At 71.7% G+C, this 14,602-nt stretch carries 17 protein-coding genes and 1 pseudogene; all 18 read right to left on the reverse strand.

The features are described from left to right. Window positions 1–545: 545 nt before the first annotated feature. Window positions 546–1,268 (reverse strand): hypothetical protein, encoded by a 723-nt coding sequence (locus ABZ855_RS47230; RefSeq protein ID WP_360819926.1) that lies wholly within the window; start codon window positions 1,266–1,268, stop codon window positions 546–548. A 456-nt stretch (window positions 1,269–1,724) separates the two neighbouring features. Next, complete coding sequence (locus ABZ855_RS47235; protein ID WP_360819929.1) at window positions 1,725–2,762, reverse strand: SpaA isopeptide-forming pilin-related protein; 1,038 nt, start codon at window positions 2,760–2,762, stop codon at window positions 1,725–1,727. A 36-nt stretch (window positions 2,763–2,798) separates the two neighbouring features. Next, window positions 2,799–3,506 (reverse strand): DUF317 domain-containing protein, encoded by a 708-nt coding sequence (locus tag ABZ855_RS47240; RefSeq protein WP_360819933.1) that lies wholly within the window; start codon window positions 3,504–3,506, stop codon window positions 2,799–2,801. A 150-nt stretch (window positions 3,507–3,656) separates the two neighbouring features. Further along, window positions 3,657–4,148, reverse strand: a complete 492-nt coding sequence (locus ABZ855_RS47245; RefSeq protein WP_360819936.1) for a hypothetical protein — start codon at window positions 4,146–4,148, stop codon at window positions 3,657–3,659. Window positions 4,149–4,167: 19 nt separating this feature from the next. Continuing rightward, a complete protein-coding gene (locus tag ABZ855_RS47250) occupies window positions 4,168–5,007 on the reverse strand; it encodes a DUF317 domain-containing protein (RefSeq protein WP_360819975.1) in 840 nt (279 codons plus the stop codon). 40 nt (window positions 5,008–5,047) lie between these two features. Beyond that, complete coding sequence (locus ABZ855_RS47255) at window positions 5,048–5,908, reverse strand: hypothetical protein (RefSeq protein ID WP_360819939.1); 861 nt, start codon at window positions 5,906–5,908, stop codon at window positions 5,048–5,050. A 33-nt stretch (window positions 5,909–5,941) separates the two neighbouring features. Next, on the reverse strand, window positions 5,942–6,787 hold the full coding sequence (locus ABZ855_RS47260; protein WP_360819942.1) for a DUF317 domain-containing protein: 846 nt from the start codon (window positions 6,785–6,787) through the stop codon (window positions 5,942–5,944). 37 nt (window positions 6,788–6,824) lie between these two features. Then, a complete protein-coding gene (locus ABZ855_RS47265; protein WP_360819945.1) occupies window positions 6,825–7,460 on the reverse strand; it encodes an HAD-IA family hydrolase in 636 nt (211 codons plus the stop codon). Beyond that, window positions 7,457–8,614, reverse strand: coding sequence for an MFS transporter (locus tag ABZ855_RS47270; RefSeq protein WP_360819948.1), 1,158 nt, complete (start codon window positions 8,612–8,614; stop codon window positions 7,457–7,459). Before ABZ855_RS47270 ends, ABZ855_RS47265 begins: the two co-directional genes overlap by 4 nt. Continuing rightward, the gene (locus tag ABZ855_RS47275; protein ID WP_360819951.1) at window positions 8,611–9,873 is read right to left on the reverse strand and encodes an ATP-grasp domain-containing protein; all 1,263 of its coding nucleotides are present in this window, start codon (window positions 9,871–9,873) and stop codon (window positions 8,611–8,613) included. The genes ABZ855_RS47270 and ABZ855_RS47275 overlap by 4 nt, the downstream gene beginning before the upstream one ends. 55 nt (window positions 9,874–9,928) lie before the next feature. Continuing rightward, complete coding sequence (locus ABZ855_RS47280) at window positions 9,929–10,246, reverse strand: hypothetical protein (protein ID WP_360819954.1); 318 nt, start codon at window positions 10,244–10,246, stop codon at window positions 9,929–9,931. Between the two features lie 31 nt (window positions 10,247–10,277). Continuing rightward, window positions 10,278–11,407, reverse strand: a pseudogene (locus ABZ855_RS47285) (MFS transporter). A gap of 92 nt (window positions 11,408–11,499) precedes the next feature. Next, complete coding sequence (locus tag ABZ855_RS47290; RefSeq protein ID WP_360819957.1) at window positions 11,500–12,015, reverse strand: hypothetical protein; 516 nt, start codon at window positions 12,013–12,015, stop codon at window positions 11,500–11,502. Beyond that, window positions 12,012–12,863, reverse strand: coding sequence for a winged helix-turn-helix transcriptional regulator (locus tag ABZ855_RS47295; protein WP_360819960.1), 852 nt, complete (start codon window positions 12,861–12,863; stop codon window positions 12,012–12,014). The genes ABZ855_RS47290 and ABZ855_RS47295 overlap by 4 nt, the downstream gene beginning before the upstream one ends. Window positions 12,864–12,908: 45 nt before the next feature. Beyond that, window positions 12,909–13,319, reverse strand: a complete 411-nt coding sequence (locus ABZ855_RS47300) for a hypothetical protein (RefSeq protein WP_360819963.1) — start codon at window positions 13,317–13,319, stop codon at window positions 12,909–12,911. An 11-nt stretch (window positions 13,320–13,330) separates the two neighbouring features. Further along, entirely contained in the window at window positions 13,331–13,777 is a 447-nt protein-coding gene (locus ABZ855_RS47305) for a hypothetical protein (protein WP_360819966.1), read from the reverse strand. Further along, window positions 13,774–14,244: a hypothetical protein gene (locus tag ABZ855_RS47310; protein ID WP_360819969.1), complete on the reverse strand. Its 471-nt coding sequence runs from the start codon at window positions 14,242–14,244 to the stop codon at window positions 13,774–13,776. The genes ABZ855_RS47305 and ABZ855_RS47310 overlap by 4 nt, the downstream gene beginning before the upstream one ends. Before the next feature lie 102 nt (window positions 14,245–14,346). Further along, on the reverse strand, window positions 14,347–14,602 hold a 256-nt coding region (locus ABZ855_RS47315; RefSeq protein WP_360819972.1), incomplete at its 5' end, for an SH3 domain-containing protein.

The raw sequence follows: 14,602 nt of genomic DNA on the forward strand, positions 1-14,602 counted from the left end.
CGGCCCTTCTCCGTGTTGCGGCGGTGCTTCCCTTTACCCAACGCTTCACCTCCAGTTCGACGATGCGTGCCGCGAGTGAGGCACGCAGGTTGATATCGGAACTGGGGCCGTCGTGCTGGCTACTGGTGAGCCTCGCCGATCTGACGATAGAACAGCGGCACCCGACGGCGAGGAGCAATCAAGAAAGGGCGGGCAAAGGTCCGGCAGAAGTCTGGCTGCACCGCCGGCCGGGCGGAGCCATCTGCCCACAGGGCTGGCCCCAGTGCAGATTGTGGGAGCCCCTGCCCGAGATGTCCGGGCTCAACCGGGCCGTTCACCGGACACGGCCTCGGCAACCGCTCCGGCCAGGGACGGCAGCAGTGCGACCGCCATCGGCACGTCATCGTCCACAGTCCATGACCGAGCACGCGCGCGCTCTCCTGAACGGCCGAGCAGTCGCCTCGGCCCCGCCTGATCCGGGCGCTTCAACAGGATCGCGTTGCAAGCCCTGACGTGTAACCGGTCGTGACGAGCGGGAGCATGCGGTGGAGCCTTCGCCCCCGCTGCTAGCGGGCTCGGGCTCTGGCCTGGGCTCGGGCGAAGGTCGGCTTGGCGAGGTCGAGGGTGTTGCCAAGGATGCTGACGAACGCGTTCACACGCTGTCGGGCAGCCCGCTCCTGACCGTCTGGCAGATCGAAGATGTGTGCCAATGATCCGGCTCGGGACGCCAAGTCGGTCCGCACCCTCTGGTACTGCTGCCAGTCGTCCCGGTGCTCGTCCCGGGCGCGCCGCAGCACCCGCTCGTCGACGGATTCCACGACCAACTGCTGGTTGGTCTGCCAGTCGACTTCCCACTTCGCCACGACGTGGTCCGTCGTGACGGGCGCGTGCGGGGGCCCGATCCCCCGCACGATCTCCCGAAGACCACGCGAGCGCCACGGGCTGGCGACCGTGCTCAAGCTGTCCGCCAGAGCATCCCAGTTCGGCCTTCGGGCTCGCTCCCCTTCCCGGATCCACTGCTGTGCGGCGCGGAGCTGGCTGGTCGTGGCCAGTGGATGGGCAAACTGCTCGACAATCGTGCGCGCCGTACTCCGGCGTCCCGCGTCGGAGCTGAGGCCGGCACTCTGCGCGTAGGTCCGCAGAGCGCGGCGGGCCTGCGTGTCCGTGACCACGGTGTCGTCGAGGCACCACAGGTAGAGAACGACCGGGAGCATGGTCGGGTGTGGGACACGGGCCAGCGGGGAAAGGAGCTTGGCACAGTTCAGCTCGTGGAACAGCCTTGATGCCAAGCGCGCGGGCATCCTCGACCAGGTCAGCGGCGGTTCCCGCCGGCCAGGCGTCACGCCAGTCCGTCACGTTCTGGAACTTACACCGAGATCGGCACGTCCGACGGCGACTTGCCGGGGGCAGCTGTCCCACTGTGGAGACACAGCACCCCGTGCCGCTCCCTCTCTCGAAGTCGGCGGCACGGGGCCCGACAACCCCAGGAGGGCTGACATGCACCACCGTACGCGCCGCCCAAGCCGACCTCATCGGCCACGCCAGCGCCCCAAGGAGCCGGAGGGCGGCCTCCTGCTTCATTGCCTTCGGGCCAGCGCAGCAGCTGCCGTCGTGGCCCTCACGACAGCGGGGATCAACTACCTGATGGCAGCCATCCACATCCGCTGACCTGGTGAAAACTCGGCGATGCCCGGGAGTCCGCGTACGGACTCCCGGGCATCGCCGTCACGGGGTAGTGCAGTTTGTCAGTCCTCACCGGACTGGGTGGTCTCGTCGCTGCCGGTGCGTCGGCCACGGTTGACAGCGACAGCGCCGATGCCGCTGGCGGCGAGGAGTCCTGCTGCCCCGAGGATCCACGCGGTGGCGTCGGTTCCGGTGTGGGCGAGAGAGCCCACCAGCGCCTTCGGCGTTGCGTCGCCGGTGGCGTCTGTTGACGGGCTGGGCAAGGAGTCAGCGTCCGACGCCGTGGAGTGCGGCCGGGTGGACATCATCCCGCCGGGGGTGTCGTCGGCCGTCTTGCCTGCGGACATGGGCGGAGTCCTGGTCGCTGTACCCGTCGGCTTCTCGGTCGGAGCGGGGGCGGTCGAGGTCTTGAAGTTGGCGACGGTCACGGTGACCGGGGTGCCGGGCCCGGCGGTGAAGGTCTTCGAGGGCTTGTACAGGGCGTAGCCGGAGGGCGCCTTGGTCTGCTTGGCCCAGAACTTCGTCGTACGGCTGGAGATCGGCAGGTCTCCGGAGGCCGTGCCCTTCGGGCCCGTCGTGAGGGTGAGGAGGGTCGTATCGCCGGTGCCAATGTTGACGGTGGAGCCGGGCAGCAGCTTGCCGGTCTTGGTGTCCTTGGCCTTCAGGGTGAGATGTGCGGGCTTGAAGGGGTCGATGACCGTCACGGGGACGGTGGCGCCGGGGGTGACGATGATGTCCTGGTCGGCGACGACATCGTGGAGCGGGCTGCCGGAGTCCGTCTCCTTGAGCCGGTAGACACCGGGTGCGAGGTCGGGGAGGGTCAGTTTCCCCTGGGCGTCGGTCGTCCCGCGTCCGGCTTCCTGGCCGGTGGAGTCGAGCAGGAGGAACGCGGCGCCGGGGAGGATGTCCCCGGCCGTGTCCTTCGTGGTGATCGCGATACTGCCCGCGTCCGGTGCCGGTGTCCCGACGGGAGTGGTGGAGGCCGAGGGCGTCGACTCGGAGGGCTGGGCGGTCGCGGCCGTGGCGCAGGTGAGGGTGGCGGTCAGCACGGCGGCGAAGGCAGCGGAACGGCCGGCGCCGCGGGCGAAGCGAGCGTGCACGAGAAGGGGGGCTCCTTAGATCGGGTGGTGGGGAGGTCAGCGGGTCCGGCCGGAGGACGGGGCTACGGGCAGCGATGCGGCGGGTGCGTGGCTGGGTGGCTGCTTGGTGGTCGCGGTGGCGACATAGAGGTGGTGTCGGGTGTGGAGGGGGACGTCCTGGACAGTGCGGTGCAGCGGCTCGGTGGAGATGAGTGAGGCGGTGAGAACCGCGACGAGGGTGGTGGGCGTGCCGAACGAGAAGTGCGCTTGCCAGTGCGGTTCGTTCGGGTATCCGCCCCAGGCTCGCCAGGCGGATCTGTCGGGGTACCGGGCGGCGTAGCGGTGCCGGATGCCTGCGAGCCCGTCGGGCGCGAGGAAGGTCTGTGCGCCGTCGGTCTTGACGTCGTGGCTCCAGCAGCGGGCGAACAACGGCGCATACCCCTCGTGGGGTGGCGTGGGGTCGTCGAACAGCCGGTCCTGGTTCCTGCTGTGGTCTTCCCGGTGGAGGTCGAGGAGTTCGGCGTGGACGTCGTGGAGGAGTCCGACGGGGGTGGTGGCGTCGAACGTGATCTTCCAGGCACTCTGCCCGAACGGGGCGCGGTTGGCGCCGATGGCCCATGTCCCCTTGCCCAGCGCCGCGGGTTCGGTGGTGAGGCGGGTCCAGAGGCGAAGGCAGGGGCTGGTGGCGTAGGCCGATTCTTCTTGGGGCTGGTGCAGTGACCAGTCCTCGTCGAAGGGGAAGGGCCATACCGTGCGGAGGCTCACCAAACCGGGGCCGGCCAGGTGGCGAGGGAGGACCTTGACGGTCTGGGTGGGGTCGAGGTTGTGGAAGGGGTCGGGAAATACGGGAAGGGCTCCTGCCGAGAAACGCCGTACGGAGAACTGCGAGCAGGGCGTGGGGATGTGGACGGGGATTCAGCGGGCGCGTCCACCGACGGGTGCAGCCGGGCGGGCAGGCGCCTGGTGAGCGGTATGGCCCGCGGGGCGGCTCGGTGTGGACGCGGCCCACGCGCCGAGGAACCACACGGCGGTGTACTGCTCGATCGCCTCGCGCAGTCGGGTGGTGACGGCTCCCTCCCACGGGGGCACGCCGGCGCGGTGGTAGCGCGTGTTGAACGTGCCGTAGGTGGAGTTGTTGCCGGGGGTGTTGCGGGCTTCGTCACGGCGGTGGAAGGTGCCGTGGTCCACGAAGCCCAGGACGACAGCATCGATCTCGCCCCGGTCGGCGTGCACGACTGCCGCGCGCAGACCTCCGTAGGTGTCCGCGTGGATGGTGGGCGTGAACCCGATACGCAGGCGCAGCTGGCTGTCGGGGGTGGGGGTGGCGTAGTAGGTGTTGCCTACCACGGCGCTGTGGGGGAAGGGGAGCATCAGCTCGGCGAAGAACTCGTCGGCGTGGAAGGGCATATCGGGTTTCCGGTGATGGTCAGCGGCGGGGGCCGGGCAGTACGGGGCGGCTGGTGGTGCTCCAGCGCGGGACGCCGGCGGCGTGGAGCGTGGCGGGGCGTCGTGAGACTGTGCGCCGGATGTCGAGGGGCGTGGGGATCGGCGGGCCGGGTGGGAGGATGGGGGTGAGCTGGGCCAGGCCCTCGGCGTAGGTGTGGGTTTCCCGTCTCCAGCGGGGCAGGGGTGCGGGGTCGCTGAGGGTCTCGGTGACTGCGCGGATCAGTGCGGTGGGGGTGTCGGTGGTGGCGGTGGCGTACCACAGGGGGCGTTCGGCTGGGCCGGTCCACAGGTGCCAGCGGGCCTCGCGGGTGGTGAGTTCGGCCGTCGGGTCGAGGTCGCCGGTGGTGTATTCCACGGTGGCGAGATGGTCGGGTGACTGGACCGCGAAGACGCCCCACCGGGGGTGGTCGATCGGCCAGCCCCGGGTGATGAGCGGAACGAACGGCAGGAAGAAGTCGCTGTCCGTGCTTCCAGTGGCCGGCTTGGCGAGGTAGGCGTCGGGGCCCTGCTCGTACGCGGCGGCGAGCGCGGTGGTGAAGGCGGTGACGAGCTCGGTGGGACAGCTGTCGTTGAAGCACACGCCCCAGGCGGGCGGGCCGAAGGGGTCTTCGTAGGCGTTGATGCGCCACAGGCCGTCGTCCGGGCCTTCGGGGAGGAAGCCGAGGCGGACCTTCCGGTCGGGCGCAGTCAGGTAGACGTTGCCGTGGGTGTCGTAGTTCAGGGGCCAGCCGAGGCGGTCCAGCGGAGCGTGGCCGTGGTGGCTGTTCAGGGTGGCGCAGGTGAGATGGCGTGGGGAGACGTAGACGTCTCCGTCGGTCATGTCGTCGGGGGGTGGCACGCGGCTCCTGGTGGGCAGGGGGTCAGCGGGTGCGGGCGGAGGCCGGGGACGGCGGCGCGGGGATGGGCTTGCGGGTGGCGAACGCGGTGGTGGCGCGGCGGCGCAGTGCGGCCCTCACGGCCCGTTCCTGGTCGTCGACCGGACGCTGGTCGAGGAGGACCAGGGCCCGGATGACAGCAGGAGTGAAGGGGGAGCCGGTGGCGAGGCCGACGATCTCGGCTGCGGCTTCGGCTTCGGCCAGTACGCCGAACTCGTTCGGGATTCCGAGGAGTTCGGCGGCGTGGTAGCGGGCACCGTCGAGGGCCTGGATCAGGCGGAAGTCGTCGTCCAGGCAGTCGGCGACGATGTCGAGCAGAACATGGGTGGCCGATCGCAGGCGTTCGCGGAAGTCGGGATCCACCAGCCAGAAGCCGTTCGGTTCCGGAGCCGGCGGATGGCCGGACAAGGTCCGTTGCGACGCTGCCGTCTCCGGCCGCGGTGGCGCCGGGAGCTGGGGGAACCACAGGAGGGTGTACTGCTTGATCGCGCGGCGCAGCTTCGTGGTCGCGGCTCCCTGCCACGGCGGGTCGTCGCGCTCGTGCCAGTCGCGCAGTTTGGCGTAGCCGTCGTATCCCGGGAGACGGCCGATGGCGGCGTCGCGGCTGTGGAAGGTTGCGTGGTCGGCGAACGTGAGGAGCACGGTGTCCAGGACGCCGCCCTGTTCTGCGTGGAGGATCTGCAGCCGCAGACCGTCGTACTCCTCGGCCCGGATCGTACGGGAGAAGCTGATCCGCAGACGTAGTGGGGAATCCGGCCTGGGAGTGGCGTAGTAAGTGTCACCGATGACGGTGCCGTCGGTGAGGTCGAGTTGCTGGGTGAAGAACTTCTCGGCGTGCAGGGCCATGCCGGTGCCCTTTCGAGGGATGGTTCATGCGGGTCAGCGGCGAAGCCCGGGGCGGGAGGGGACTGCTGGGGCTGGCGGGGGCGTGGCCGTGGTCCATCGGCGCACGCTGCGGGCCGGTACAGAGGCCGGGCGGCGGGCTGCGGCAGCCCGCTGGACGTCCAGCGGGGTCGGCCCGGGAGGCCGTGGCGGTTCGACGGGGGTGAGCCGGGCCAGCTGGGCGAGCCGCGGGTCCAGTGCCTGCCGGTACCGCAGGACGGGGGTGGGATCGACGAGGGCGGCGGCGGTGGCGGCGATCAGGTGCTTCGGCGTGCGCGCGGTGAAGGTCGCCTCGGCGCGGGTTGCCCAGCCCGGCGGTCCGGCCCACAAGGTCACCGTCTCAAGGTTGCCTCTGGAGCTGAGTACGTCGATGCTCGCTCCCGCCAGCCCGTCCGGGGAGACGATCTCTATGTAGCCGCCGCGGATGGGGTGTTGTTTCCAGCCTGCGTCGAGCAACGGCCGTACCGCGTCGCTCCAGTACGGCGACGGGGAGGTGAGGAAGGTGTCGCTGTCTTCGTCCCACTCGGTGGCGAGGGCGCGGGTGAGTCCTTCGGTGATCTCGGGTGGTGTGTTCTGGTTGATGCGCGCTGTCCAGCGGGGAGCGGAGACGGGGTCCTCGGCTGCGCTGATCAGCCAGGTGTCGTGGTTGTCGCCGAGCCATCCGATGCGGATGCGGTGGTCGGGTGAGGTGATGACGAGCTGGCAGTCGCCGATGTCTAGGCGGTGGTGGGGCCAGTGGGCGACCGGGGCGAAGCTGGGGTCTGCGTGTCCGGGCAGCCCGGCGAGGTAGCGGGGTGAGACATAGACGTCCCCGTCGTTCCACAAATCGTCGTTCGAGGGCACAAGGGTCCTGAGGAGGTGAGGGGTTGGGGACGGCGGGTCAGCCGGGGATGGGGAGCAGTGCTGCTTCGAGGTCGGCGATCCGGCCGGTGTAGTGGAGGGTGCGCAGGCCGAGGCTCTGGGCGGCGTGGCAGTTGTCGGCCCGGTCGTCGACGAACAGCACCCGCCGCGGATCTCGGGCTCCGGTTGCGGCCAGGGCGGGCTGGTAGGCGGCGGGGTCGGGCTTGTTCGTCTGGAGGCGGGCTGAGTAGAAGGTGCGGGTCATGAGCCGGCGGCACCAGTCGGTGGCGTCGAGGACATCGCTGAGGTGGAGCGGCGCGTTCGACAGCAGGAACAGGGGCAGCCCGTTGTCGTGGGCGCGCTCCAGGACGGCGAGGACACGGTCGTCGGTGGTGGTCCACATGGCGGTGTCGGCGGTACGCAGTCGGTGCAGCAGGCGTGGGCCCGGGTGGGCGCCGAGGACTTTCGCCCAGTACGCCATGTCGCTCAACTGGCCGGCGTCGTAGGCCGGTCGGGCGCTCCACACGGCGTCCTGGAAGGCCGCGAGGTCCTGGTCGGGCCAGTTGGCGGTGCGGGCGAGGTGCTGCCACTGCTCGGGGGTGGGCTGGAGGCCGAGGACTCCGTTGTAGTCGAGGATCGCGGCGTCGAGGCCGGGGTGTGCGGTGGTGCGGGTCACGGGGTGGGGTTCTCCAGGGCGCGGTGGGCGAGAGCGGCGACGGCGGCGGCGAGCAGGGCGGGCAGCAGCAGGGCCGTGGACAGGGACGTGGCGGCGGCGAGGGCGCCGATGAGTGCGGGGCCGGCGAGCAGGCCGAGGTAGCCGGTGACGGAGACCGTGGCCACCGCGGTGGGTCCGCCGGCCCCGGCGGCGGTGATGAGGGAGGGGATGGTGGTGGACAGTCCGAGGCCGAAGACGGCCCACCCGGCGAGGGCGAGCGGCACGCTGGCTGCCGACACGCCGGTGGCCAGCCCGGCTGCGGAAAGCAGGGCGCCGGCCCGGACCACGGTGGGGGCGCCGAAGGCGGCGGTGAGCTGGTCGCCGGCCAGCCGTCCGGCCATCATGGCGGCGCTGTAGAGGGCGAACGCCGTGGCGCCGACGGCCGTGGTGGCGTGCAGGCTGTGCAGGTGGACGACGGCCCAGTCGGCTGCCGCCCCCTCACCGAGCAGGATCGCGGCGGCCAGGCCGCCCAGCAGCCACAGCTTCGGCCCCGGCAACACCTGCCCGCGTTCGTCGATCCCGGGCCCGGCGAGCGCGACCGGTTGTCCGGGGCCGGCCAGGGCCCGGGTGCGCGGTGCCATCACGAGCACGATCGCGGCCAGGACCAAGCCGGTCATCAGGAAGAGTCGGGTGTGCGGCGTACGGGCCGTCGCGGCGGCGAGGGCAGCACCTGCGAGGGCGCCGCCGGAGTAGGCGGCGTGCAGGGACGACATGATGGGCCGGCCGTAGGCCGTCTGGCAGCGCACCGCCGCCGAGTTGAGGGCGACGTCCAGAATTCCGTGCGCGGCCCCGAAGACCAGGGCGGCCAGGAGCAGCGGCGTGAGGGTGGTGCACTGGCCCAGGACTGCGAGGCATCCGGCGAGACCGGCCCCGCCGCCGATCATGAGAGCGGGCAGCCGCTCGGGCCGGGCGAGCCGGCCGCCGGCCGTGAGGCCGGCGACCATGCCGAGGGCAGCGGCCAGCAGCACCAAGGACAGGAGTGCGGTGCTCAGGTGGGCGGCGTCCTGCACGGCCGGCATCCGCGTGCCCCACAGGGCCATCACCGCGCCGAGTCCGAGGAAGTAGCCGGTCAGCACCATCCGCTCGCGGCTGGCGGGGGCAGGTGGACGGCTCATGCCACCCGATCGCCGACAGGCGCACAGGCGATGCGGGGTGTGATGTGGATGTCGAGGCTGCAGAGGGCCTGGGCGGCGCGGGTCTGTGCCACGTCGTCGGTGGGCCCAGTGGTGATCAGGTAGCCGATGCGGGCGGTGAACATGTCGCCCCCGTCGGCGGGCAGCAGCAGCTCGTCGCCGACGTGGTGCTGGAAGTGGAGGCGCTCCAGCCACGGCGGCCACTCCCCCTCGTACGCCAGACGGTCGAGGGTGCCGGAGGTGTCGGGGTAGATGAGGCGGATCGCGGCGGCCGAGGCGCGGGTGGGAGTGAGATCGGGGGCGCGGTCGCAGGCGATGTCGGCGGCGGCTCGGGCGAGGTCGATGCCGGTGGCGAGGCTCACCAGGTGGCTGATCATGTCGCCGGCGATGCGGCCGTTGACCTCGACGAGGCGGGGGCGGCCGTCGACCAGGCGGAGTTCGACGTGGCTGACGCCGTCGGAGATCCCGAGCGCGCGGATCGCCGCTCGCGCGGCGGGTGCGACGCCGCCCAGCAGCGGGTCGTCCGCGTCGACCGAGTGCGCCGTCTCCTCAAAGAACGGCGCCTGCCCGACGGTCTTGCGGATGACCGCGACCGCGGTGGTATGGCCGCGGTGGGTGACGCACTCGACGGAGACCTCGGGCCCGTCGAGGTATTCCTCGACCAGGACGCTGCGGCTCTCGCGCCTGCGCCCTGCCACCCGGTGCGTGAACGCGTGGGCCGCGGCGAGCTGTTCGGGGGTGTCGGCCCGGATGACGCCGATGCTCGCCGCCCGTGCGGCGGGCTTGAGGACGACCGGGTAGCCGATCCGCGCGGCGGCGTCCCTCGCCTCCTGCACGTCGCGGACGCTGACGGAGGCGGCGGAGGGGACGCCGTGCCGGGCGAACAGGCTGCGTGCGAGGGCCTTGTTGCGGCACGCCTGCATCACCTCCGGACTTGAGGTGGGCAGGCCGAGCCGGCGGGCGAGGCGGGCGACCGGGACGAGACACCACTCGGTCCAGGTGAACACCCCGGCCAGCCGGTGACGTTCCGCCAGCACCTGGCCGGCGGCGGTCAGCGCTGCCTGGTCGGTCGGGTCCGCGACGACCACGCAGTCGCGGATGTACGGCACCTCCCACGAGGGTTCCTCACCGGTGATGAGGACGACGTCGTAGGCGGCGGCCACCGACTTGAGGCAGGTGCCGCGGTATCCCTCGGCTTCCTTGTCGGCGGCGACGACCAGGACGACAGGACGGTCGGACAAGAGCAGGCTCCTCGAAGATCTGATGACGGTCGGCGAAGTGGTGGAGGCTTCGGCTTCAGGGGCTGCGTCGGCGGCGCGTCTCGATCGCGCCGGCCCAATGGGGGTGCGCGGCGATCAACTGGCGTGCGTACAGGGCGGTGTAGTTGTTGTTGAGGCCCTTCACCCCGTGGGGGTGGCGCCAGCGCAGGGCCTCGAACAGCGCCTTCATGCCGACCCTCGTCGCTCCCTGGCCAAGGCGTTCGGTGACGAGCTGCTCCAGGGCGCGGTAGACCCAGGGGTGCTGGCCGTCGAACGCGCGGAACTGGTCGGTGATGGAGGGGCCGTCCTGCGGCAAGCGGAGGCCGGGAAGTCGGTCCTGGATGGTGGTGGGCATGTGCGGCGGGGGGTCCTCTCGTACCGGGCGGTCAGGCGGTGGGCAAGGTGGGAAGGGTGCGCAGCCGGGTGAAGGCGGTGGCGAGGCCGAGGGCCTGCAGGAGGGCGGCGGCGGTGAGGGCGTGCCCGAGCTCGGCGGCCGGGACGGCGGCGACGAGCAGGCCCGCGACGGGGAAGGGCAGCAGCAAGAGCAGGATCGTGACGGCGAGGGTGCTGGCGAACACCTCGGGCGGGATGAGGTGGGAGCGCAGGGTGCGCAGGACGACGGTGAGGCCGCCCTCGCCGGCCATCAGGACGGCGATGAGCAGGAGGTAGCCGCGGTAGGTATGGGTGTGGGCGACGGCGAGCATGGCTACGGCCGCGACCGCGGCGGCGGTGGCGCCGACCGGCCACAGGCCCCACCGGTCGATCGCCCGGCGGGCGATGGTGATCGCGAGCAGGGAGGCGAGGGCCGCGGCGGACCAGATGAGTCCGGCCTGGGCACTGGAGCGCCCGAGTTGACCGACCACGATGACCGGCATGGCCGCCTGGAGCAGGGCGACGGCCGCGTTGGAGACGACCAGGCCGCCGACCAGCCAGGCGAGAGCGGGAAGTGACCGCAGCGTGCGCCAGCCGGTGCGCAGTCCGCCCTTGCTGCTCACCACGTCGCGTGCTGTGATCCGGTGGCGGGGGTGAGGACGGCCGCGAGGAGGGAGAACGCGGCGAGCGCGGCAAGCATGACGGCCGGTCCGCCGTGTTCCAGCAGCAGGCCCGAGACCAACGGCCCGGCGAGCATGACCGTCTGGTCGATCCCCAGCAGAACGGACTGCACCCGGTGCGCCCGAGCTCCGGCCGTGCGGCTCGCCTCGCCGCCCGCGGTCTCCGCCGCGACATAGCTGAACTCGGTGAGGAAACCCGCCAGCGGGGCCAGCGTCATCACCGTCACCGCCGCCGCAACTCCCGTGCCGGGGTCGGCCAGCAGGAGCGCGGCCAACGCGACGGCCAGCGCGCGCAGGACACACGCGGTGCGGAAGACGCGGGCGATTCCGTGACGGTCGACGAGGGTGCCGGCCACCGTGAACGCGCCGAGCCGCGGCAGCCACTCCAGCGCGAAGGCGAGTCCCGTCAGCGCCGCCGACCCCGTCGTCGCCACAATGATGAGCGGAATGCCGTAGGTGGCCATGGCGAACGCTGCGCCGTCGGCGCTGCGGGGCAGGTAGACGCCGCGCACCAGGGACGGGACAAGGTGGCGGGCGGGCCGGGCCGAGCCTGCCCTCACGCGGCGATCTCGAGAGCGGCGACCCCGGCGGCCTGCGGATTGGTGTACAGCCACTCCTCCAGGAGGCGGCGCAGCCGGGCGAGACCCGCGCTGTCCTGCGCTCTCGCCACGGGATCGTCGGCAAGCCGCTGGGGACCGCTCTCGGAGGGCAGTGCCGGTGGCTTGGCCAGGAGCGCGAGGGTGTGCTGGATCCGGCCGGTGAAGTCACAGGCCGGCGCCGGATACGAGTGGCGGCGAGCCCAGCGGGCCAGCGTGTCGTACACGTCGGCCAGCCCTTCGCCGGACGTGGTCAGGCTGAGGCCGGCGCCGGGCTGAACGTGGACGAGGCCGAGAACGCGGGCCCGCTCGGCGCTGTGGCGCAGGTGGCGCACGGGGACGTCGGTGAGGGTGCGGTCCAGCGCGCGCGGCGGGATGGGGCCGTTGTCGTCGATCTCGGTCACCAGACGGATCAGGGCGCGAGAGGACAGCACGGCGTGGGCGTGCTGGAGGTGGGTCGTGGAGAGGGTGGTCATCGGCGCGGTCCTCCGGCCGGGAGGGCCGCCGTCGGGCGGGCCGGGACTGCGTGCGAAAAGAGGCCGCCGTGCTGCCAGGCCGGTGATGGGCTCTGGCGGGTGGTGGTCGGCGCGTGCGTGGCGGCCGGGTCGGGAACCCGCGACGGGTTGCTGACCCACTTCTGTGCCGCGGGCATGGCCTGCGGCCGTCCCCAGACCGGATGGTGTGCGGCCTGCGTCAGAGGCTGTCCCGCGGACCATGCGGACAGTGCGCCGAGGATGGGCCCGAGACTGTCGCCGGCGGCAGACAGGCGGTAGGGCTGCCCGATGCCATCGGTGTCGACGAGTCCGTCGGCCACGAGCTGGCGCAGCGGGGGGTAGACGTTGGTCCAGTCACTGGCGGGCATGACCATCATCGCCAGACTCCGGCCGCTGCTCTCCCCCCTGGCCTTCAGGGCCCACAGGAGCGCGGCGGCGTGCCGTCGGGTCAGGAGCGTGAGGCCGTCCTCGATCTGCTCGATGGCGGGCAGCGGCCTCTCCGGCTTCTCCAGGTTCTTCTCGGCCCAGGTGACGATCAGCGGCAGGACCGGCAGCAGCGCGGCGGCGCGGTCGGTGTGGCCGTAGGTGACGTGCCGGGTCGTGTGCTCGGTGCGCTGAACGAGGCCGGCGTCGCACAGCTGCCCCAATTTGAGATGCAGTTGGCCATTGAGCAGCCAGGACACCTTGCGCGCGATCTCCTTGTAGCGCAGCGGCTGCCCCTTGAGGGCGAGCAGGATCCGTGCGTTCCAGCGCGGAGTGATCATGGCGAGGGCCTGGGAGACCCGGGCGATGTCGGCGTCGGTGTCGGGCGGCAGACCGGTGAGGGCCAAGGGAGCAGCTCCTGGATGACGGAAGAGGGGTAAGCCCGCAGGGGGTCAGCGGCTCGCAGCGGGGCTCGTCGCCGCCATGGCGGGCGCGGCGACGGTGGGCGCGAGGGCTGCGGCCGGGGCGGGTGAGGTGACGCGGCCCAGGCTCTGGAGCACGGCCCAACCCGTCGCGGCCTGGACGTCTCGGACGGCGACCGCTTCGGCGAGCCGGCGGGCGCAGTCGAGAACGTTCGCCACCTCGTGTGCGCCGATCTGGCGGTCGGGACGGACGAGTTGGGCGAGCCGGTCGCGGTGGAAGGTGATGCTCCGCTCGGCGAAGGCGAGGTCGTGGTGCAGGCCGAGGAGAGCGGAGAGCATGCCGGGCGGCTGGTCCTGTGCGCGGGTGGCGAGGTCGGCGAGCGGGGCGCCGTACAGGTCCTCGATGCGTCCGGCGAAGTCGGTGGACGTCGGGTGGGACAAGGCCGACGGCTTTACGGCCGGCGGGTGGGGGCCGTCCCGGCACCCGGGGGTGCCGGGACGACGGCGGGGGGCAGGGTCGTGGTGAGCGCCGACTGCGCTGTGCGGACAGGCCGGGAGGGCTGGAGCGGGGCCGGCATGGTGCGCAGCAGGTCGTCGATCGCGGCCCGGTAGCCGTCGCGGGCGTCGAGCGCCGTGTCCAGCCACAGTGCGTCCATCCGCAGGTCTTCCGCGGACAGTTCGCCCATGTCGCGATCCGGTGCCATGGTTTCGTGCACGCGGTCGCGTACCCGGGCGACCTGCTCCTCGGCCAGGGCGAGGAAGGACCGCAGCTCCAGCGCGCGGCCCAGAGCCGGGGAAGACTCGGGGTGTAGGGCCGTCGCGTATAGCTCACCGAGCGGAGCGTCGAAGACCTGCTGCAGGCGGGCGTCCACGGAGCTGGGCGTGCGCTCGGTATTCACCGCGTCACGCCCTGTGCGGCCTGCGGCGCGTTGGCCGGCCGGGGCGGGGCGCTGGTCGGTATGGCCGGGCCTGGGCGGGTGGCGCGGAAGCGGGCCAGCCGTTCGGCGGCGAGGGCCTGCTTGCCGGGAGCCGTCGGGTCCAGATACCACCGCACGGCCTGAGCTCGCCCGTCGCGCGCGAGTACGGCCGCCTCGACGCGGCGGACCAGGTCATGCGCCGGGTCGAAGACGTGGGCGGGCTCGGTCTCCAGCACGGCCAGGAGGTCGTGCTCCGCACGGTCGAGGACCGTCTGGGATTCCAGCAGGAGCCCGTGCCACCTGACAAGGTCGGTGGCGTCCAGATTGGCGGCCGGCGCCTCGGTGACGGCGGCCTTCAGCTGCTCCATGCTGAGCCCGAAGCGGGCTTCGATCTGTTCGGTGAGCACGTCCACGACATCGACGGTGCCGTCGGATATCTCGTCGGACAAGAAAAACTCCTTGGCGGCAGGGCACACCGGCCCCATTGATACGAGAATTCGAAGAAGTGGCCAATTCGGCTTAATTACTGGCCGGTTGCTGCCGTGCGCTCCTCAGGAAAGGCACATGCGGACGTCGCGGTAGACGTATCGGCCGGACACCCAGCCCTTGACCCTGCTGGTCTTGTCGGTGACGTACACCCACGTCGCTCTCTTGGTGGTCTTGTGCACCGTGAACCGATGCGACGGGTAGAGGATGCCGGCAGCGGTGGACCCGGTCGTGGCCGTCGAACGGATGGTCACGGCGTGGGTGCCGTGGACCGCCCAGGGCAGGTACGGGTTGCTGGTGCACGACGATGCGGGCGCCGCC

The sequence above is a fragment of the Streptomyces sp. NPDC047042 genome (genome assembly GCF_040644035.1).
In the GTDB taxonomy this organism is placed as follows: domain Bacteria; phylum Actinomycetota; class Actinomycetes; order Streptomycetales; family Streptomycetaceae; genus Streptomyces.

Coding starts and splice junctions, on each gene's coding strand:
- ABZ855_RS47245 (WP_360819936.1), bottom strand. CDS start 4,148: ATGCCCTTCCACGCCGACGAGTTCTTCGCCGAGCTGATGCTCCCCTTC.
- ABZ855_RS47250 (WP_360819975.1), bottom strand. CDS start 5,007: ATGACCGACGGAGACGTCTACGTCTCCCCACGCCATCTCACCTGCGCC.
- ABZ855_RS47255 (WP_360819939.1), bottom strand. CDS start 5,908: ATGGCCCTGCACGCCGAGAAGTTCTTCACCCAGCAACTCGACCTCACC.
- ABZ855_RS47270 (WP_360819948.1), bottom strand. CDS start 8,614: ATGAGCCGTCCACCTGCCCCCGCCAGCCGCGAGCGGATGGTGCTGACC.
- ABZ855_RS47280 (WP_360819954.1), bottom strand. CDS start 10,246: ATGCCCACCACCATCCAGGACCGACTTCCCGGCCTCCGCTTGCCGCAG.
- ABZ855_RS47290 (WP_360819957.1), bottom strand. CDS start 12,015: ATGACCACCCTCTCCACGACCCACCTCCAGCACGCCCACGCCGTGCTG.